This window comes from Paenibacillus sp. FSL R7-0198 (genome assembly GCF_038000415.1).
Classification (GTDB): Bacteria; Bacillota; Bacilli; order Paenibacillales; family Paenibacillaceae; genus Paenibacillus.
In genome coordinates this window covers 4,543,988-4,563,056 of sequence record NZ_JBBOCB010000001.1, presented here as the reverse complement: position 1 = coordinate 4,563,056, position 19,069 = coordinate 4,543,988, and the positions used below count along the sequence as shown (strand labels likewise).

The following is a 19,069-nucleotide window of genomic DNA, read 5'->3' as shown; positions in this document are numbered from 1 at the left end:
AACATGAGGTTTGCCCTCTCACGATATATGTAAGAGCCATGCTGTCGCATGGCTCTTTTTGTATAGTGTGAATGGCAGAGCGATGTTCATTCGCCTATGCCTATTTAGCGCATCATTTCAAGAGATCTGTTTCTGTTGCACGCAATAATCATAACGTCTCTCTCCCTTCCATTATATATGAGTCTGAGTTGGTTTGTTGATGATGACAGGTAGCTTAATCTGTAGTGAAAAGATATCTTCTTCCTGCGACACCGTCAACGTCCCGTTATGCTGCTGAATCATTTTCTGACAACTAACGAGCCCGATTTCGTTGCTATCTTTCTTTTTGCCAACATGTTTAATCTTATTCTCCACCCCAAGAATCACCCATTGTTGCTTCAAAGAAATCTGGATATGAACGGGATACCCTGGATCGGCGTATTTTCGAATATTTGAAAATATGTTATCCATTACGCGACGCATGGCGACCAGATTGATTTCCAGCAAAAACTCCTCGTGATGCGCATCTGTCTGAACCTGCACGTCTATATCGTCCAAAACCACTAATTGCTCATCTATGAGTTGATCGATAAGCGCTCTACCCTCATACATTTCAAATTCTACTTCCTCTTCTTCAGCGGCAGAGGATACCGTAAAATATTCGAATAGTTTGTCCGACAGCACTTTGATCTGATAGGCCTTCTCCCGGCTATTATGAATATACTGCAACAGATCCTCATGTGTCTTATATTTGTTGAGCTCTATGATATCCATATATCCTAATAGAATCGTGAGTGGCGTTCGCAAATCATGGGAAATCGCCGTGATCAATTCACGGTTGGCCATCCTGACCCTCTCCTCGCTGCCCAGACGCTCCACAAATGATTTCCTCATCTCATCAATACTCTGAGCCAGAGATGACAGTTCATCCTTTCCCGATATCGTAATCGAATAATCCAAATTTCCACCTTCGAGTATTTTGATCTCTTGTTCAAGCACGCCAATATAAGATGTTTTCTTATTAATCATCAGTAGAAAGGAAACAATGAACACAATGGCCGCTATGAAAACACCAATAATCAGAATGAGGTTGTAATATTGATACTCATAAAAGCTAACCAAGTATATCTGGGCATCCTGATCCGCAAAATGGATGGTGGTGATGGGTATTTTTGAGGGCACGATTTGAGTTAACAACTCTTCATTAATGGCAGGATCAATTTCCGTGTTGGAGGAAAATATCAATTTGTCTTTTGCAAAAATATACAGATTTAAGTAGCGCTCATGTCTTATCCAAGCAGACAATTGCTCATGATCACGGGTTGACACGTTCTGGTTATCCACAAATGCTTCGAATCGATCAAGCGCATCTTGCTGCCTGTTCTCTACAAAAGTGGATTTGCTTAAATAACTATCCAATACAGTCTCGCCAACAACTTGTAAAATAACGAGTGCACTTATGGAAATGACCAAAGAAATGACAACCGCCAGAACCAGTTTTATCTTCAGCTTTTTTCCGATTAATAATCTATTCAATTTTGTACCCCTTCCCCCAAACGGTCTTCACATATTTAGGGTTCTGCGGGTCATCCTCCAGTTTGCCTCTCAAATTACGAATATGAACCATCACCGTGTTATTACACGTATAAAAATAGGGTTGCCCCCAAACACTCTCATATATATTTTCTGCCGAAAATACCTTTCGTCGCTTCTTAGCCAACAGCAGCAATATCTGGTATTCAATTTCAGTTAGAGCAATCTCCTTCTCCCCAACAAACACGGCTTTTGAATCCTGATGGACGGTAAGATCCTTAACGATAATCTGGTCCTGTTCTTCGGTCTTCTCCTTGCCCCGATATACATAATACCTCCGCAGTAAAGCCTTCACCCGCGAAACGAGTTCTGTATAGGAAAAGGGTTTGGACAAAAAGTCATCACTGCCTGAGGAAAAGGCCAATTGTTTGTCAGAATCCTGCGTTTTCGCCGTGAGAAACAGGATCGGTGCACTTGTTTTTTCACGAATCTCCAGACAAGCCTTCAGCCCCGATTTATTGGGCATCATCATATCCAAAATAATAAGATCCGTCTCTTCGTTCACTTTATCAATCGCATCTTGGCCATCTATCGCTTCAATCACTTCATAATTTTCACTCTCTAACAGAATCCTTACAATTTCACGAATTTCACTGTTATCATCAGCAATTAGAATTTTCTTGCTCATCTGATCCCTCCGTCTAATTTCAGTATAATATGCGCTATTAGCGACTACCAGCAAATACAATCGACTTAAGAATTCTTCAGAAGTTATGTAGGTATCTCTTAATAATTTCGTCTTATACTGTAAATATGTAGAAGTTATTACACAAAGGGGTCGTCAGGAATGCCACAAACTTCGAAAAAAGTAATGATTAACATATTGTTGGGTCTGTTCATCATGTTGTCCATTGGTCTACTGGTGTATTATTCTCCTGCCATTATTAAAATCATGTCTTCCATGGACAACTTCAGAGCGTATATTCACTCAACAGGCCATTGGGGTCCGGTCATGTTTATTTTATTCCAGATTCTTCAGATCGTGGTTGCACCTATTCCAGGAGAAGTGGTACAGGTTGCAGGCGGTTATATCTATGGGGTTACACTTGGGTCCTTATATACTACAATAGGCTTGATTATAGGCTCAGCGATCGCCTTTTATTTCACCCGTTATATCGGTCGCGCCTATATTTCACGACTAATGCAAAAGAAAAATAATAAGTGGATGTCGTTAATTCATGATGAGAAGAAGTTCTCCGCTTTTTTATTTATCTTTTTCGTGATTCCCGGCTTGCCCAAAGACATGCTTGTATTTGTCGCCGCACTTACATCGATTAGTTCGTTTAGGTTCTTCACGATCCTTATCGTCGGTCGTCTGCCGTGGATCATCGCATCTACCGTTATAGGGTCCACGATTCATATGCAACAATACAACATCGCCATTATTATTTCTGTTATCGCTGTGATCGGGTTTGTACTCGGTTATATCTATAGGGAGAAATTGGTGGGATTGTTCTCCCGGTCAGACAGTACCAAAGCCAAACCCAAGGCCATACCGAGTTATAGTAAGAATAGGGAGTCTCGTAAAATAAAAAGAGATACAACATGAACAAAGCCAATCTATTGATATGAAAACCGGAGGTATATCATCTTATGCAAATACTTAAAACCAATCGATTAATCCTGCGAAATTTCACCGTAACGGACGCAGCCGGACTGTTGGAATACACCGCAAATCCCAGAGTGAATTGTTTTATGGAGCAACGAATTTCAACGTTGGAAGACGCGGTGGCAGAGGTTGCAAAAAGAAGCAGTGACGATTCCCACATCGCGGTTTGCCTAAAAGACAGTAACGAGCTGATCGGTGAGCTGTTTGGTATGAGGGAAGATCGGGATTCCGATACGGATAAGGATTCGAATTCAGATACATATAGTATTGGTTGGAATTTTAATGGCAGATTTGAAGGAAAAGGGTACGCCAGTGAGAGCGCCAATGCTTTCATCGAGCATCTCTTTATGGAACAGGGAATAAGAAGACTGTACGCCTATGTCGAGGATGATAACTTCCGTTCTCAGAAACTGTGTGAGAAGCTGGGCATGCGTCGGGAAGGTCTTTTTATGGAGTTCATTTCATTTGTCAAAAATGAGGACGGCACACCGAAATACGAGAATACGTATCAATATGCTTTGTTGAAAAAGGAATGGCTGGCACAGCGTGAATCGCAGAAATAAAGAATGACATGCCTGCCTCATCATTAGTTAAAAAAAGTTATAGAAATGAGCACGTACCCATGTGTACGTTCCACAACAAATACGGCGGCTTCTCCCTGGATAGATTCCAGAGGAAAAGTCGCCGTTTCATTATTGCACAGAACACTATTGATCGAGCAATGTGTTTATAAGGTCACAATACATTCAGCTTAAATCCTAGACGGTGCTGCCCCAATATTGCTTTGCAATCTTCTGCCCTTGATCGATCTTCGCCCATTGCTGAGCTTCGCTTAATTCGTTACCACCATCACAGGATGCAAATCCGCATTGGTGAGATAACAGCAGCCGATCCTTATCGATGATTTTGGAAGCTTCGTCCAGCAAACGGACAACACGTGCTTCATCATCGAGTGTACTCGTTTTGGATGACAACAGACCCAGTACAATTTCCGTTTCAGGTCTGTCCTTGAACACTTCCAGAGCTTCAATTGAACCCGCACGATCATCATCCCACTCCAGGAAGAAACGGTCATATTTCAATTGCTTCAGGAACAGATTCGCAATTTTGGCATACGATCCACCACCCATGTTGCGGGAATCATAATTGCCGCGGCAGTTATGTGTCCACATTTTCAAGCCAAGGCTATGACCAAAGTCAATCACGGTATTATTAATATCAATGAATTCGGTAGCGAGACCCTTTACTTCATCTTGATTAATATTTTCCCCTGTAAAAGGAGAGTTCGGGTTGTCGTCTGCAAACAGTTCCCACAAGCAATCATCGAATTGCAAAATTTTACCGCCCACTGCAGCGAATTCCTCCACGAATTCTTTATACGCGATCACAAGACCCTCTTTGAGCTCCTGTATGTTTTGATATACAGAATCCGTTCCACCAATGTTATCCGACCAGGAAAGCTCACCGAAGATATGGGAAGGAGACGGTACGCAAAGTTTCGTTTGTTGCTCGCCAGCCGTGTCTTGCAGTTGTTGGAACAGTTGAATGAAATGATGGTTCTTTCCACTCAATTTATCAGTGATGCGCAGTCCAATATCTTTGCGTGTTTCATATTTCGAAGTTCCGTCCACATCTCTGAAAAAATAGCCGTGATCCGCGATGTAACGCTTCACTCCGCCAAATCCCCATACAAAGTCCAGATGCCACATCGATTTGGAGAATTCGCCATCGGTAACCACGGACAAGTTATGTTCGATTTCCTTTGCGACAACTTGTTTGATTGCCTCTGTCTCACACTTCTCATATCCTTCGTAGTTTTCATAGAACGGATATTGGATATCATCATTATGTTCAATTTGCGTTTTATATTTCAGCAGCTCATCCGGCCGCAATAAACTTCCTACGATCTGGAACTTATCAGTCATGTAAAAAACCCCCTCGTTGTATACAATGATCATATCACGCTGAGAGCAGTTAGAAGGGATACTAAAAAACCATAACTGGTTATAGTTAAAAGCTATATCAAAAGTTATTCAATTTCACACCGTACGACGACGCAGTTCATAAAAATATTGTACCGCTGGATGCTTTAATTTGACCTGCTCCGACATGTTTAGAATTCTCTTTTTGCCAACTCGTCTGTCCATTAAAGCCAGAATATTAAACAAGATATCCTTGCTCTCCAGATTATCCTCTATAGAAGTGGATAAATACGTCGTAGCTGCAACAGTAAAATTTGATTTACTGAGTGCGGTCTGAGCCAACAAAAGCTCTTTGGCATGTACGGAGATTTTTCTGCTTCTTGCCATGATATGAAGACGATCCTCGGGAATGGGTCCTTTGGAATCTTTTCTGATAGCTTCAATCTCTTCATCGCTCACAGGAATCATGATTTCCGGGTCGCTCTTGATCTCCTGCTCTGTCTGATACCATCGGATTGGGGTTGTTGTATCACTCATGTTGAGTACATTCTTTTTATCTACAGTAATATAACAATTGCCTGATTTATCAGGTGAATAGCGATAGCTGGTAGCACGGTACTCCACCCTTCCTACTAACGCAGGACTAAGAAAACTCTCCAGTTGTTGCTTCAATTTACTCCAGGACATATATCCTCCTATTATCAAAAGCCTACCGCATTGAATTGCGGCGATCATTCAAATATTTTTCAATCCGTCTCCAGTATCAACATTCATCTAAATTATAACATAGCAAACCAAATTGACGATGGAAGAAACCCAGTTATTGGTTTTGAATTCCCCTATGTGATAAAATTGCAGAAAATTATCTACTTACTATTAAATCGTCATAACCTACCATTGGAACTTACGTTGTTATTCACAAAGGAGAGGAAGAGTGTAATGGCTACGAAGAAAGCAACCTTACCTGCTCATATGGAAAAACTCGTTAAAGATAATGATATCGCAACCGTAAAAGAAATTTTCGAGCAATGCGAATGGGATGCACGTGGGGGCTACAGCAAAGGTACGGCCCTCAGCTTTCGGCATATTTCGGATGAATTGGTCCGCTGGCTCATAGAGCAAGGGGCAGATATTAATGCACGTGACAAATATCAACGCACGCCTCTACATGCTCATGCCTCACACTGGTCAGGAAATGTACCCCTGTTCCTTGAATTAGGTGCGGATCTGGACGCTGTGGATTACCAAAATGAAACACCGTTACATGCAGCGGTCAGTGGGTATCGAACCAAAGTGGTTCAAGAGTTGGTAAACCAGGGCGCTACGATTAACGTAGAAAATAAACAGGGTAATACGCCATTAGCTAAGGGGTTAGTCAATTGTAGGAATAGCGATATAGTTAATCTGGCAGAGATTGCCGCAATTCTTCTGGATGCCGGAGCATCGGTCACCCCGGATATGAAAGAATCGGTGAAGCGGATCGGTAAGGATTTTGAATTCGTCCGTGAGAAGTTCAATAAGGACAAGGTCGATGGAGTTTCAGACGCGCTGATCAAACTGTACCGGCTATTTGATGTCGAGCCGGTAGCGAATCGGATCATGCACGATGGAACTGCACCCATTCAGGTAAAGGCAACCACCTGGCCCAAGCAGCACCAAGAGCTGTGGGAATATCTCATCCCGGCTCAGGGCCACGCTCAAACGGTGCAGGGAGAGGTCATCCGCATCACAGGACGTGTGTCCCATGAAGTATTAGATAATGGCGGAGGAAACTGGGATGCGGAGTATCGCAAGATGCTAGATGCGCTAATTCGTTATCTGGGCACTGGAGCGCCACTCGCCCCCGCACTTCTCCAAGAGGCAGCAGACTTGGCCAGCAAGCTTCATAACGGATACGATTTTGATGCGCCTGCCAGATTATCCGAGTTGGCTGTGTTATGGGTGCTTGCCAATCCTCAAGCGGTCGCTATGGAAAAGCCTGCGTATACGCGTTAAACAGCAAAGCAAAAAAAAGAAGCGGAAAAGTTACCGCTTCTTTTTTTCTATTTAATCTACCTGGATCATACTCCGTATCCATGATTACGTCTTACTCTACTCCACCTGTTCATTACTTTCAAACTCAATGAGCAATTCGCGTACTTTAGAAGTGGTTTTGGCGTTCATCAAGCTGTTTCTGAGCTCACTAGCACCGCGGAAGCCTCGAACATAGATTTTGAAAAAACGGGCCAGCGGGCTGAACGAACGCGGTTCAAGCTCAGAATATTGATCATGGAGATCCAAATGCAGCCGTAGCAGATCAAGCAATTCCTTACTGCTGTGTTCCTTCGGCTCCTTCTCAAAAGCAAACGGATTCTGGAAAATACCGCGTCCAATCATAATACCATCCACACCATATTGCTCCACGAGTCTCAGGCCTGTCTCACGGTCAGGAATATCCCCATTAATCGTCAGCAGTGTATTAGGAGCTATCTCATCACGAAGTTTTTTAATCTCCGGAATCAGTTCCCAGTGAGCGTCTACTTTGCTCATTTCCTCTCTCGTACGCAGGTGAATAGACAGATTCACGATGTCCTGTTTCAAAATATGAGTCAACCAGTCGCGCCATTCATCGACCTCAGTAAATCCGAGACGCGTTTTCACACTGACCGGCAGCCCTCCGGCTTTCGCCGCCTGAATAATCTCCGCCGCAAGGGCTGGGCGGCAGATCAAGCCACTTCCTTTTCCATTCTCCGCAACATTCGCTACAGGACAGCCCATATTGATATCGATGCCTTTAAATCCTTCTTTCGCCATACCGATACTCATCTCACGAAAGAATTCCGGTTTATCTCCCCAGATATGAGCCACAATCGGCTGTTCATCCGCTGTAAACGTCAACCGTCCACGCACACTATGGTGCCCCTCCGGGTGACAATAACTCTCTGTGTTCGCAAACTCCGTAAAAAACACATCCGGTCTGCCCGCTTCACTTACGACATGCCGAAACACAACATCGGTCACATCTTCCATAGGTGCCAGTATAAAAAATGGTCGTGGCAATTCACGCCAAAAGTTTTCCTTTGTCATCTCAAAAGCTCCTCTATACATTCCAGGACAGTTTTTGTCCTCATTAATAGTTAAAATAGTAAAACTCGTAACTCATTCATCTGCTTGCCTATCATTTACATGATCATTCGCAGTTTCGTTGCAATTCACATTATGGTGTCCTAGCTTCTTCACTTATACCATGCAAATGAACTTCCTTCAAACAACAGTATCTGTTATTACTTCCATTAGACCTTCAGATATTAAAAGTTCGATAATCTCGAAATTGCTCTTTCCCGATTTTATCACGTCTTTATTAGATTTTCAGCCCGATTGCACTTGCCGAACTGGAAAAGCTCCTCTAAAATGAAGCTCGACAGGCTTTTAACCTGCAAATCGAGATTTTAAGGAGGCCTGAATGATATATGGAAATTTCACTGGATATGATCATAGACAAAGTCGAATGCTTGCAGGCTTATGACTTCCGTGAACTCGAACGAGCGATCGAAGAGCGAATCGGAATGAACAAAGCATTAATGCTGCGCGTGAAGCAAGTTCAGCATCAAGTAACGTTTGACCCTTTTCGCAACAAGATGTTATATAGTGCAATCGTGCATTTTGCCGTAGATTAATGGACCAAGATTTTCAATAGTGAAAAACAGTTCACTGACGCAATTGCATTTAAGCATATCCTATAAAGCATGCAAAAAAGAAGACGCGAATTCGCTCGCGTCTCTTTCCATAGCAAACTCCACTTTCTCTTGTTACAACTCCTGCTTAACTAACAACAACTTATAAGCAGAATTGTCACCTGTAATCATATTTTACATAGTTAAATACGGGATCGTACCACTATACAAGCAGTCACTTTTGAGGATTAAGGGGAGAATACCATGCAAGAATTGATATTTATGAAGAATTATAAAAACAATGAAGTACTGCGCAAGAGTTTTTTCGAGCTTGCTGTCAACACGTTTGAGATCAAGTTTGAAGATTGGTCTCAACAAGGATACTGGGGCGAGCGTTACATTCCTTATTCATATGTCGATGGAGACCAGGTTATTGCCAACGTTTCTGTTAACATCCTTGAGCTCATCATTCACGGTGAGAAGAAAAAAGCGATTCAAATCGGCACGGTGATGACACATCCTGATTATCGGGGGAAAGGACTCTCTACACGTTTAATGAACAAAGTTTTAGAGGAATACGAGAACAAGTACGATTATATGTACCTTTTTGCCAATGAATCTGTGCTCGATTTTTACCCCAAGTTTGGGTTTAAGCCTGTGGAAGAACATCTTTTTTCAATGAATTATACGGCAAAAAAATCACCCGAGCCTGCGAACATCCGAAAACTAAATGTAACTAACGCGGAGGATTTACGTCTTATTCAAAAATTGGCATCGGAAAGATTGCCTGTTTCTCAGCATTTCGCAACCCATCATTCTCAAGGCATACTCATGTTTTATTGCCTGAATGTCTTTAGTGATGATATTTATTACTTGGAAAACGAAAACGTCATTGTTATTTATCAGGAAGAAGACAATCATATTGAGCTCTTCGACGTTGTTAGCTTAAACGAAATGAATATGAAAGATATCTTGGATAAGATTGCAGATGAAGATACAGAGAAAGTAACCTTTCATTTCACTCCAGATGCAACAGATGATATCGTTCTAAAAAGTTCGATCACCAATGAAGGTTTATTTGTAAGAACCCATGGTGAACATCTCTACCCTCTGCACGTTAAACATCCGATTACATCTATTGCTTGATGATTTATTTAATAAGACCTACCACCTGACCATATTAAAAAAAGATCAAAAAGGAGCAGGATTTCCCTGCTCCTTCGTTATGTGAAACTTCTTTCTCTCATCAAACGTAAATTCACAAGGTATAATGAAATCAGATGACCGTTCAGCATGATCTTATGACCATCATAATGAAGGAGGGGACATTCGTGGCGTTTATCCCGCTAAACTGCCCCAATTGCAACGGAAAAATTGAATACAAGAAGGATGAGGTTTTAAAGTGTCCCTATTGTGAAACAGAACTTTTATTGAAGCAAAATCATGTCTATTACGTAGACCAGACTATTAATCATTACCATGGAACGCCCCCTAAAGTACCACTGAAGCAGACTGCCTCCGTAAAGGTAATGCTGATACTGATGTTAGTCCTAGCTGGCGCCATCGGTACATATTTTTATTATAGCAATAGCTCCACCTATCCAAAAACAGAAGCCAATCTGCCTGTACGAAAGATGCCTGAAAGCGAGGTTCTGCTCTCATTTTTGCGAGATATCTTCGATAAAGGGTCTGCCTTGCCAACAGAGGAGGAATTGGCTCATATTCGCTATTTAACCGTAGAGCATTCGGAGAATGATCAGTGGATGTTTACATATAGCCTCTCCGATCCCTTCAGCGATGAACAGGCCGAGAAGATCACTTATGTTACTCAAGACAAGAAATTGAATAGCCAGCGGATTGATCAGCGAGATTTTGAAGCTTTTACGGGACTGACGGCATTGGACCTGACAAATACCTATGAAATATCCCAGACGGACCAAACTACTTTGGCCCATATGCCTGGATTAAAAAGTTATGGAGGCGCTTTTAACGAATCCTTCAGTACATTTTCGGGCTACTTTGGCGACAAGTCTAAAATCACGGAGCTTACCACTCAGCTTCGCAGCAATCAGGAATTGGCCCTGCTGCTGGAATTCCCCAATCTGAACTCTTTATCCATTACCTATGTGGATGAGTCCGTAACAGATTTTCACTTGTTAAACAAATTGCCAATCAAGTCCCTGTCGCTCACCTTTGTCGATGAACTCGGATGGTTGTCGTCCATGACCGGGTTATCATCCTTGTCTATACAGTACAGTGAAACCACAGACCTGCAGCCGCTGTATGCCTTGACCCAGCTTCAGGAGCTTCAGTTGTCCTATTTAACGAACGTAAAGTCCATCGACTTTGTACAAAATATGCCTGCTTTACAAACGTTAGATATCGAAAATGTAAACATCTCGAGCCTGGAGCGCTTGGCTGGTAAAAACTCCATTACTACACTACGCCTGGCTTCTCTAAGTCAGCTTGGTTCGGTAAAAGCCATAAACAGTCTGCCCTCTCTGCGGGAATTAACGTTGTCCGGCTACTACGAGAATGCAGAAGCGCTGACACTGCCTAAAGTAGAGCGAGTGGAAATTCCAAGCTCCTTTCTCCCCGGGCTAAAGGCCCCGACTACAACCAGTCTGACGCTCCGTGGCGGAAGTGGGGAATTGAACTTGGCTGCGCTGGGGAAATTCCCGAAACTGGAGCAACTCTCGCTCTGGGAGATCAGTGAAATAACCCATCTTGGCACCCTAGACGGTTTGCCTCGTCTAGAGACTCTAAACATTTACGACTCGTCACTATATAAGGAGAGCGATGCTTTATTTCGTTTGAAGCAGGTGAAATCTCTGATGTGCTCCGAGTGCAGGCTGAACTTTGAGCAAAAATCGGCCGCAGATAAAGGCGTGCTTGAACATTTGACCTTAGAGCAACCATATTTCAGCATCAACAATACCTCTGTTACTGAAGTTGACCAAATGATGCCTTACTTTGCCAAAATGTCCGCTCTGCGTTCCTTTACTCTGCAAGACAGCAATTTGACTTCTCTCGAATTCATGAGTAACTGGCAGGCCATAGAAGAGCTTCATCTCGAGAACAATGCCATTTCCAATATCGAGACCCTAAGCCAGCTGCCTGATCTGCAAAAGGTATATCTATCCGGTAATTCCGTACAAAACAAGTCCGTGCTTGGTACGGATGTGCACATATATTAATTACCGATTGGGATGATGGGAGTTTTAGACTACTGTAGTTAGTGGATGGTATCGGAACAAAGAAAAAGGGGCTCCCCTTATGCAGTTCTTCCTGCATGGGGGAACCCTTTTGGTGCTTTAAATCAAGTCCGAAGCCTTCAATATTCTTTGGACGATAGCTGCAACCTCAGCACGGGTGATGTTGGCTTTCGAAGCCAGTTCATGTGCTCCTCTGCCGCTAATCACACCTGCCTCAATACTTGCAGCAACAGTGGAATGATACCAAGCGGAAGCATCCACATCTGCAAAAGGCGCGCCTTGCCATCAACTGGATTCAGTCCCAAACCTTTCATCATAATCGCTGCGAATTCAGCACGTGTCATATCCGTATTTGGATTGTATAGATCGTTACCAATGCCATTCACAATGAGGCGAGAGCCCATATCATTGACAGCATCCTTAGCCCAATGATTTTCTACATCTTTGAACATCAACGGGTGCCATACCACTGAATACAGATTGTTCGTTAAGATGTTAGACGAAACAAACAAGCGGTTGCCTGATCGGCAACCGCTTTATCGGACATGCTTATTAAATGTCGTAGTTATTCGAAGGACCGTGATCGATAACGGATTGCACGACTCGTTTAACCACGGATTTCGCGGCATCCTGGGTGGACATTCCGCCGATCTCGTCCGCGTTAACTTCGATAAATCCTTTGCCCCCGATGATCTCTCGAGCTGTCTCAAGTTCGCCCGCACTGATAGAATCATGGGATACCAGTGAGATCAGGCCGGCGTCGTTCAACACCTTTGCCATCTCCGCCGTACCGCGGAGCGTTTCTCCACTGACGCTCTCAAGCAGCATCGTATGGTAACCGGATGACATTAGTCGCTTCTCCACTTCCTTGGCGAGAGCTACCGTATCCGATCCAGCAAACCAGACCGTGAGCGGAGATTGTCCTTTCTGCTGGGCGCGAATATCTCTCGTGATCCCCGTATCCAGCGTGGCAAATCGGCTTTCTCCCTTCAGAGCTTGATCGATGACTCCGCAAGCAGACGTCATGTTGGTGACACGATCAATGAGGATAAAACCTCCGATGCTCTTATTGTGTTCAAAGGAATCGAAGACGATCTGATCCGACAGCGTGAATTCACACTTGGCCAATTCGTTCTTAACAATTTGATCGGCCGGAACGGTATGACCCGTGTTAATGTCAATTTTATGGGTAATCGCAGTTACAGTGCCTGGAAGAGTCTTCGTTCCGACCTTTACCCAATAATGCTTGCCCGGAGTCAGGACGGAATCGTCCATCCACAGGATCGTAGAAGCGAAGCTGTCAGCTTCTTGGACTTGATTGTCTATCGTGAGCACGCAGCCCCGCGAGACATCAACTTCGCGGTCCAGTTGTATCGTAACCGGTTGGCCAGCATAAGCCGAATCCTTAGCTTGGTCCGTCACCAAAATCTGCTTAACCTTGGCTTTCTCCCGACTTGGCAGAGTCATGAGTTCGTCTCCGACCGAAATCTTTCCAGCCTCGATCTGGCCCTGGAACCCACGGAACGTATGGTCCGGTCTGCTTACACGCTGAACCGGCATCATGAAAGGCTTCGTATCATCGGTAGTATGAACATCTATACTTTCCAAATACGGCAATAAAGCTAACCCCTCGTACCAGGGAGCATTCGGCGACTGGGTTGTAATGTTGTCCCCTTCCGTAGCGGACACGGGAATGACCTGAATGCTCTTGATTTGAAATTCAGCCGTCGTTTGGATGAACTCTTCCTTGATCGCCTCGAACGTCCTCTGATCGAAGCCGACCAGATCCATCTTGTTCACAGCCAATACGAGATGCTTGATCCCCATCAGGGCGCAGATCCGGGCATGGCGTTTGGTCTGGGTAATGATGCCTTTGGTAGCGTCCACCAGAATGATGGCTAGATCGGCAAAGGAAGCGCCTACAGCCATGTTGCGCGTATACTCTTCGTGTCCCGGTGTGTCCGCCACGATGAAGGAACGATGAGACGTCGTAAAATAACGATAAGCCACATCAATGGTAATCCCTTGTTCGCGTTCAGCCAGCAAACCATCGAGGAGCAGCGAGTAGTCGATTTTGCCGCCTCGGCTTCCCAATCGACTATCGAGCTCAAGCGCGCGTTCTTGATCGGCAAACAGCAGCTTGGCCTCATAGAGCATATGTCCGATCAGCGTGGACTTGCCATCATCCACACTTCCGCAGGTAATGAATTTAAGTAGACTCTTCATGTTAGAAATAGCCCTCCCGTTTGCGTCGTTCCATGCTTCCCGCCGCTTCTTGATCGATAACCCGACTGGTCCGTTCGGAAGATAACGCACCCAATGTCTCCTCAATGATCTCATCCAGCGTAACGGCATCGGACTCGACTCCGCCCGTGAGCGGGTAACAACCCAACGTGCGGAAGCGAATCTTCTTCATCTCTACCTTCTCGCCAGGCTCAAGCTTTATCCGCTCGTCATCCACCATGATGATATGCCCGTCACGATTAACGATCGGTCTTACGTCCGCGGAGTAAAGCGGAACGATATCAATGTTCTCCCGACGAATGTATTGCCAGATATCCTTCTCAGTCCAGTTGGACAGCGGAAAGACTCGAATGCTCTCTCCCTTGTTGATTCGCGTGTTGAACAGCTTCCACATCTCCGGACGCTGGTTCTTCGGGTCCCACGAGTGATTCTTGTTCCGGAACGAGAAAATCCGCTCCTTCGCACGCGACTTCTCCTCATCACGTCTTCCGCCACCGAACGCAACCGTAAATCCGTATTTATCCAATCCCTGCTTCAGGGCTGTGGTTTTCATAATGTCGGTATATGCGGAACCATGGTCGAAGGGATTGATTCCTTGCTGAATAGCCTCTTCATTAGAGTGCACGATCATCTCGATACCAAATTCCTTCGCCTTTCGGTCGCGGAACTCAATCATCTCCTTGAATTTCCAGGTTGTATCGATATGCATGAATGGGAACGGCGGCTTCTCGGGGTAGAAAGCCTTTAGGGCCAAGTGCAGCATGACCGAGCTGTCCTTGCCGATGGAATACAACATGACCGGTTTCTCGCACTCCGCTGCTACTTCTCTGATAATGTATATCGCTTCAGCCTCAAGTTGATCCAGATGTGTTAATTCTTGCATGGCAAGGCGGCCTCCTTTTTAATCCTCACTAAAACCATCGTATTTATAAACTTATCCTATCAGATTCCATCTTTATTGCAAAGTGGAAAAAAGTAAAATTTATGATGTCTATGTATTGGATCGACAATATTCAGCATTGAGTAGCGGTTCCCTCCTATAATAAAATCGCCTGAACGAATGATTTGTGCTGAGCTACAAATGGAATCGGTTGGTTAACGATCTCTATTACAATTATGATTGAGGGCCATGGAATTTGAAAAAGCTGCCGCCTGTAAAGTACAGACAGCAGCTTCAGCGCGGGTCAATGATTCAGCTGGTGCGATTTTGCCACCTTTTCCGTTGACGATTCCGCTTCCTACAAGGGAAGTTACACTATCCACAGCGTAAGTGGAAATGGTTGCAGCATCGGAATAAGGAGCCAGATTCCCGCTGCCGGCAGATGGATTACCTGCTGCTTTCAGGGCTTTCGCCGTTAGAACCATCATGTCTTGACGGGAAATGCTGCTGGGTTTGAACGTGTTGTCTTCGAATCCATAGGCGATCCCCAGCTCCTTTGAAATGGCCACAGCCTGCGCATAGTAAGCAGTAGGCTGTACATCGCTGAAGGCTGCCGTGTTCGTGCCCGGGCCCTTCAATTCAAGTGCTCTCACCAGCAAGGTGATAAAGTCAGCTCTCGTGATGGAAGCTCACCATAAAAGGTGTTTGATACTCCTTCTATAGCAAGTTTTCAAATATAGTGGGCGCTAGCCCCCGAAATAACTGGGCTATGCTGATTTACTCAGCTTCGTTCAGATGAGTGTAGCGCACTTATTTTTTTGTAAGTAGAACTAGCTGTAGTTATACCCCTGCATGTAAAATTCCCTTTTCTCTATCTGTTCAAGCTCTTCCTGCAATTGTATGGCTAAGCAATACTCCTTATCTGTAAGCCCATGGTATTATACCTTCGAGATAAACATCCTTTTTTTACCTAATACGACATTAGCTTTAGAATTAAAACATCTAACTAAGTGATCTTGATATGAAAAAGAACGCCTTAAGGACGCCCTCTTAAAATCAATACTATTTTAGACTATTTTCACTAGCCCCTGACATGTCTACACACTCGACCTCAAAACCAAGGTCAAGCACGACCGAAACCTCGATTTTGTCCTTCAGCACCTTATTTTTGAAATCAGGGCCATCATTCGTAAAAGTCGTAAACGGCGCAAAGTGTTGAAAACAAAGGATTTCTAGGTATCTTTGCGTTGCATTCCTATTACTACCTCCACATGCACCGTGTGTGGGAACATGTCCACCGGCGTGACCTCAACCGTGCGATACCCACCATCCTCAAGCACACGAAGATCACGTGCCAACGTACTCGGATTACAGCTCACATACACCACGCGCTCCGGCTTCATCTCCAAGATCGTTTTCGATATGGGTGATTTGCTGTTGATAACTTACTCCTCAATGCACATGAGGTATTATGACCTCAAAATGCAAACGCTATCATTTTGTGATTTTCTAAGTACTCGTTGCTTAGCCCGAGCAATATATTGTCGCACATGATTCTGAGGAATCCCTAGTACCTCTTCAATTTCCTTGTCTCTCAATCCCATATTGTATTTATAATACAATAATCTTCTATCCCTTTCTGATAGTTGAAGCATTATTTTCTTTAATTCGTCTATTCTCTCGTTTCTTACATAGTTTTCTTCTATTTTAACCATTAAATCTGGAATCTGGACCGCAAAATCTTCTTCTGGTCCAACAAAATAATGTTTGTTACGACATGCCTCTTTACGAATATAATCAAAACAAACATGTTTTGCTGTATTAGTAACATACGCTGTTATTCTGTAACGATCTAAGGTGCGTAAAAGAGAAGCTTTCGGTATTAATTTAAGCAGGGCCTCTTGAGTTAAGTCATTCACAACATCACAGTCTCCAACTGTATCGTAAACTTTGTATTTAATTAGTGGATGATATTTTATATATAGTTCCAACATAAAGCTCTTATCTTCATCTTCTAGGCTAAAATATATCGGCTTCATTGAGTTTCCTCCTATTAATTTAGTTTCTAGTGAATTATTTAATCGCCATCGTAAAACATTTTTGATTAGTGTTGTATTTCGAAACATTTAAGTTACATACCAAATTATCACAATTCAATCATAATCAAATTTGAACTCACACTCAAAGGAAAATTACATAACCAGTTCTCCGATGGTATTCGAATTTCTCTCTATTTATACAGACATGGTATTCCGCTTTGGGTAATAACCTCTTTTAGAAAACTATATAAAAAAAGAGCGCCCAGTTAAGGAAACTCTTGAATTAATTTATATAATTCCTAATATTATACATTATTTTCTCGATGAAGTCGTTGAATTTAGTAGACATCAATGATGGTAATAAAGTCATCATACTCTTCTTTTGAAATTACACTAATAGGATCACGTCGTAGATTAGATTTTTCTTCTTGATTAATCTTATTTAAAGGGACTGTTGATTCTAACTGAATCCCTGTATATTTTATGGGGTTATTTAGATCGATTTTATTAAACAAGTCTATATTCTTCCCAAGGGAATATTCTTTAGTTTTACCTTTCAATTTGTATTTAGAATCAAAATACTCACTATCAATACTTAACTTCAAATAATAAGTATCTCCTTCAACATACTTATCTAGTATGGAAAATTCAGCCAATGAAAAATAAGTAACCATGTTGTTTGAGTAGTAGTTCCTATCATTCCAATAGCTAATGAATTTTGGTACAAATACAACGAGTAAAAGGATTATCACAAGAGTACCAATAAAAATTCTTTTCTTGCTCATCACTGATTTCAACCCCTTTCTTGAATATATGTATATGCCCCTATTTATAATGTTACAACCTCTAAGGTAATCCAGAAATAATGAGGCTAATCGGTAATTTCAAATTAGCCCCATTTTAAGAAGCTAAAAATCAGAAAACCAGATTATACACATTCGTATTATAACCTACGTTACTAGAAGAGGGGGTCACTGAAATATAAGCAGGACCATAACCAATAGAATAACCGAAGGTACCTCCAGATGAAGTGTCATGCACATAAGATATGGCGATTTTTTTCACCGGGTTTGTTTTATCGATATCTACCCTAAAAGAAAAATTCCCTTTAATATAGATAGGAAAATCAGGCGTTCCCAAGCTACTACCAGAATGTTCGTAACCCGTCAGGCTACTTCCAGTATACGTTGCGGCACCAGCACTAGTCCAATTATCTCCAGAGTTAAGTTTGTACCAAATCAAGTTGCTACGAGTATTGGCAACAACACTAAAGTCACTGTGAGTAGAATACCCGAAGTAGTCTTTACCTTTAGGTTTTACAGGTTTTAGCCACTCATATATTGGATAAATATCTGCTTTACCATTTCCTACTGAGAAAGCCAAAACTTCAATTTTTAAATCCGAGGATGGTATTGAATAACCGGAGGCAAACAGTTGTGGGACAACTTCTTGTTGAACTTCGATAAATTTCAATTCTGGGCTAGAGCCAGAATTTTCATAAATCATTTGTTTTAGTTCATCATCCAATCCGCTAATTATATTCTCCGGAGTTCCACTGTCCCTTAGGATCTGATCAATATCAGATAACGTAACTTGTTTTACATCTGCTCCTGCCACTGCCTGTAAAGTAAAGAATAAAGCAACTGTTAACAAAATACTTAGTACTCTCTTCATTTTGTAAACCTCCCAGTTTTTTTTATTATTTCAATATATAAGACGAAATAACAAGAATTTTGTAACAGGTGTTCAAAAAGAAATAACGCTATACTTTTTAATATATGAGTATTTTCAGTAGATAAACTGGCGCTAGACTCGAAAAAAACGCTAAGCTATCAAAACTTCTCCCTACTATATTCTTTCATTTCTCGACTTCTTTATCGGAACTTTGATAAAAAGAAAAGACAGCCATTGGGCTGTCTTCAAGTTTGGATTTTG

At 42.7% G+C, this 19,069-nt stretch carries 19 protein-coding genes and 1 pseudogene; 6 read left to right on the top strand and 14 right to left on the bottom strand.

What is annotated here, in order from left to right; all coding sequences use genetic code 11:
• Positions 1-171: 171 nt before the first annotated feature.
• Both MKY87_RS19885 and MKY87_RS19880 read right to left on the bottom strand, forming a co-directional pair.
• Positions 172-1,515: a sensor histidine kinase gene (locus MKY87_RS19885; protein ID WP_340965817.1), complete on the bottom strand. Its 1,344-nt coding sequence runs from the start codon at positions 1,513-1,515 to the stop codon at positions 172-174.
• On the bottom strand, positions 1,508-2,200 hold the full coding sequence (locus tag MKY87_RS19880) for a response regulator transcription factor (RefSeq protein WP_017690627.1): 693 nt from the start codon (positions 2,198-2,200) through the stop codon (positions 1,508-1,510). Before MKY87_RS19880 ends, MKY87_RS19885 begins: the two co-directional genes overlap by 8 nt.
• 159 nt (positions 2,201-2,359) lie before the next feature.
• Between MKY87_RS19880 and MKY87_RS19875 the strand changes: the two genes are divergently transcribed.
• Together MKY87_RS19875 and MKY87_RS19870 are read left to right on the top strand one after the other, a co-directional pair.
• A complete protein-coding gene (locus tag MKY87_RS19875; protein WP_340910372.1) occupies positions 2,360-3,121 on the top strand; it encodes a TVP38/TMEM64 family protein in 762 nt (253 codons plus the stop codon).
• Positions 3,122-3,165: 44 nt separating this feature from the next.
• Positions 3,166-3,744: a GNAT family N-acetyltransferase gene (locus tag MKY87_RS19870; protein ID WP_340965815.1), complete on the top strand. Its 579-nt coding sequence runs from the start codon at positions 3,166-3,168 to the stop codon at positions 3,742-3,744.
• 195 nt (positions 3,745-3,939) lie between these two features.
• Here MKY87_RS19870 and MKY87_RS19865 read toward each other — a convergent pair whose 3' ends face one another.
• Positions 3,940-5,106, bottom strand: a complete 1,167-nt coding sequence (locus tag MKY87_RS19865; RefSeq protein ID WP_074093534.1) for a cobalamin-independent methionine synthase II family protein — start codon at positions 5,104-5,106, stop codon at positions 3,940-3,942.
• A gap of 114 nt (positions 5,107-5,220) precedes the next feature.
• Entirely contained in the window at positions 5,221-5,790 is a 570-nt protein-coding gene (locus MKY87_RS19860) for an SF0329 family protein (RefSeq protein ID WP_340965814.1), read from the bottom strand.
• A gap of 252 nt (positions 5,791-6,042) precedes the next feature.
• Between MKY87_RS19860 and MKY87_RS19855 the strand changes: the two genes are divergently transcribed.
• Positions 6,043-7,098, top strand: coding sequence for an ankyrin repeat domain-containing protein (locus MKY87_RS19855; protein ID WP_340965813.1), 1,056 nt, complete (start codon positions 6,043-6,045; stop codon positions 7,096-7,098).
• Between the two features lie 96 nt (positions 7,099-7,194).
• On the opposite strand, the gene MKY87_RS19850 is transcribed toward MKY87_RS19855, so the two are convergent.
• Entirely contained in the window at positions 7,195-8,169 is a 975-nt protein-coding gene (locus MKY87_RS19850) for a tRNA dihydrouridine synthase (protein WP_340965812.1), read from the bottom strand.
• Positions 8,170-8,552: 383 nt separating this feature from the next.
• On the opposite strand from MKY87_RS19850, the gene MKY87_RS19845 reads away from it, so the two are divergent.
• The 3 genes from MKY87_RS19845 to MKY87_RS19835 all read left to right on the top strand — a co-directional run bounded on the left by MKY87_RS19845 (position 8,553) and on the right by MKY87_RS19835 (position 11,953).
• Positions 8,553-8,759, top strand: coding sequence for a DUF2536 family protein (locus MKY87_RS19845; protein WP_340965811.1), 207 nt, complete (start codon positions 8,553-8,555; stop codon positions 8,757-8,759).
• Between the two features lie 261 nt (positions 8,760-9,020).
• Positions 9,021-9,902, top strand: coding sequence for a GNAT family N-acetyltransferase (locus MKY87_RS19840; protein WP_340965809.1), 882 nt, complete (start codon positions 9,021-9,023; stop codon positions 9,900-9,902).
• Between the two features lie 383 nt (positions 9,903-10,285).
• Complete coding sequence (locus MKY87_RS19835) at positions 10,286-11,953, top strand: leucine-rich repeat domain-containing protein (RefSeq protein ID WP_340965808.1); 1,668 nt, start codon at positions 10,286-10,288, stop codon at positions 11,951-11,953.
• Positions 11,954-12,070: 117 nt separating this feature from the next.
• Here the strand turns inward: MKY87_RS19835 and MKY87_RS19830 are convergent, their stop codons facing one another.
• The 9 genes and pseudogenes from MKY87_RS19830 to MKY87_RS19790 all read right to left on the bottom strand — a co-directional run bounded on the left by MKY87_RS19830 (position 12,071) and on the right by MKY87_RS19790 (position 18,808).
• The gene (locus tag MKY87_RS19830; RefSeq protein ID WP_340965806.1) at positions 12,071-12,232 is read right to left on the bottom strand and encodes an S-layer homology domain-containing protein; all 162 of its coding nucleotides are present in this window, start codon (positions 12,230-12,232) and stop codon (positions 12,071-12,073) included.
• On the bottom strand, positions 12,175-12,423 hold the full coding sequence (locus tag MKY87_RS19825; protein WP_445669426.1) for an S-layer homology domain-containing protein: 249 nt from the start codon (positions 12,421-12,423) through the stop codon (positions 12,175-12,177). Before MKY87_RS19825 ends, MKY87_RS19830 begins: the two co-directional genes overlap by 58 nt.
• A 100-nt stretch (positions 12,424-12,523) precedes the next feature.
• A complete protein-coding gene (locus tag MKY87_RS19820) occupies positions 12,524-14,197 on the bottom strand; it encodes a GTP-binding protein (protein WP_340965802.1) in 1,674 nt (557 codons plus the stop codon).
• 1 nt (position 14,198) lies between these two features.
• A complete protein-coding gene (gene cysD, locus MKY87_RS19815; protein ID WP_076333411.1) occupies positions 14,199-15,098 on the bottom strand; it encodes a sulfate adenylyltransferase subunit CysD in 900 nt (299 codons plus the stop codon).
• A gap of 212 nt (positions 15,099-15,310) precedes the next feature.
• The gene (locus MKY87_RS19810) at positions 15,311-15,748 is read right to left on the bottom strand and encodes an S-layer homology domain-containing protein (RefSeq protein ID WP_340967495.1); all 438 of its coding nucleotides are present in this window, start codon (positions 15,746-15,748) and stop codon (positions 15,311-15,313) included.
• A gap of 579 nt (positions 15,749-16,327) precedes the next feature.
• Positions 16,328-16,510: pseudogene (locus MKY87_RS19805) on the bottom strand (23S rRNA (uracil(1939)-C(5))-methyltransferase RlmD); the annotation flags it as partial.
• Positions 16,511-16,564: 54 nt separating this feature from the next.
• Positions 16,565-17,134, bottom strand: a complete 570-nt coding sequence (locus MKY87_RS19800; RefSeq protein WP_340965801.1) for an RNA polymerase sigma factor — start codon at positions 17,132-17,134, stop codon at positions 16,565-16,567.
• 338 nt (positions 17,135-17,472) lie between these two features.
• Positions 17,473-17,922: a hypothetical protein gene (locus tag MKY87_RS19795; protein WP_339786332.1), complete on the bottom strand. Its 450-nt coding sequence runs from the start codon at positions 17,920-17,922 to the stop codon at positions 17,473-17,475.
• A gap of 127 nt (positions 17,923-18,049) precedes the next feature.
• The gene (locus MKY87_RS19790; protein WP_339786334.1) at positions 18,050-18,808 is read right to left on the bottom strand and encodes a hypothetical protein; all 759 of its coding nucleotides are present in this window, start codon (positions 18,806-18,808) and stop codon (positions 18,050-18,052) included.
• Positions 18,809-19,069 lie beyond the last annotated feature (261 nt).

What these genes read in the sequence shown, in the direction of transcription:
- MKY87_RS19825 (WP_445669426.1), bottom strand. Translation starts at nt 12,423, where the DNA reads ATGTTCAAAGATGTAGAAAATCATTGGGCTAAGGATGCTGTCAATGAT.
- MKY87_RS19875 (WP_340910372.1), top strand. Translation starts at nt 2,360, where the DNA reads ATGCCACAAACTTCGAAAAAAGTAATGATTAACATATTGTTGGGTCTG.
- MKY87_RS19845 (WP_340965811.1), top strand. Translation starts at nt 8,553, where the DNA reads ATGGAAATTTCACTGGATATGATCATAGACAAAGTCGAATGCTTGCAG.
- cysD (WP_076333411.1), bottom strand. Translation starts at nt 15,098, where the DNA reads ATGCAAGAATTAACACATCTGGATCAACTTGAGGCTGAAGCGATATAC.
- MKY87_RS19860 (WP_340965814.1), bottom strand. Translation starts at nt 5,790, where the DNA reads ATGTCCTGGAGTAAATTGAAGCAACAACTGGAGAGTTTTCTTAGTCCT.
- MKY87_RS19870 (WP_340965815.1), top strand. Translation starts at nt 3,166, where the DNA reads ATGCAAATACTTAAAACCAATCGATTAATCCTGCGAAATTTCACCGTA.
- MKY87_RS19880 (WP_017690627.1), bottom strand. Translation starts at nt 2,200, where the DNA reads ATGAGCAAGAAAATTCTAATTGCTGATGATAACAGTGAAATTCGTGAA.
- MKY87_RS19855 (WP_340965813.1), top strand. Translation starts at nt 6,043, where the DNA reads ATGGCTACGAAGAAAGCAACCTTACCTGCTCATATGGAAAAACTCGTT.
- MKY87_RS19800 (WP_340965801.1), bottom strand. Translation starts at nt 17,134, where the DNA reads ATGAAGCCGATATATTTTAGCCTAGAAGATGAAGATAAGAGCTTTATG.
- MKY87_RS19790 (WP_339786334.1), bottom strand. Translation starts at nt 18,808, where the DNA reads ATGAAGAGAGTACTAAGTATTTTGTTAACAGTTGCTTTATTCTTTACT.
- MKY87_RS19835 (WP_340965808.1), top strand. Translation starts at nt 10,286, where the DNA reads ATGCTGATACTGATGTTAGTCCTAGCTGGCGCCATCGGTACATATTTT.
- MKY87_RS19865 (WP_074093534.1), bottom strand. Translation starts at nt 5,106, where the DNA reads ATGACTGATAAGTTCCAGATCGTAGGAAGTTTATTGCGGCCGGATGAG.
- MKY87_RS19850 (WP_340965812.1), bottom strand. Translation starts at nt 8,169, where the DNA reads ATGACAAAGGAAAACTTTTGGCGTGAATTGCCACGACCATTTTTTATA.
- MKY87_RS19840 (WP_340965809.1), top strand. Translation starts at nt 9,021, where the DNA reads ATGCAAGAATTGATATTTATGAAGAATTATAAAAACAATGAAGTACTG.
- MKY87_RS19820 (WP_340965802.1), bottom strand. Translation starts at nt 14,197, where the DNA reads ATGAAGAGTCTACTTAAATTCATTACCTGCGGAAGTGTGGATGATGGC.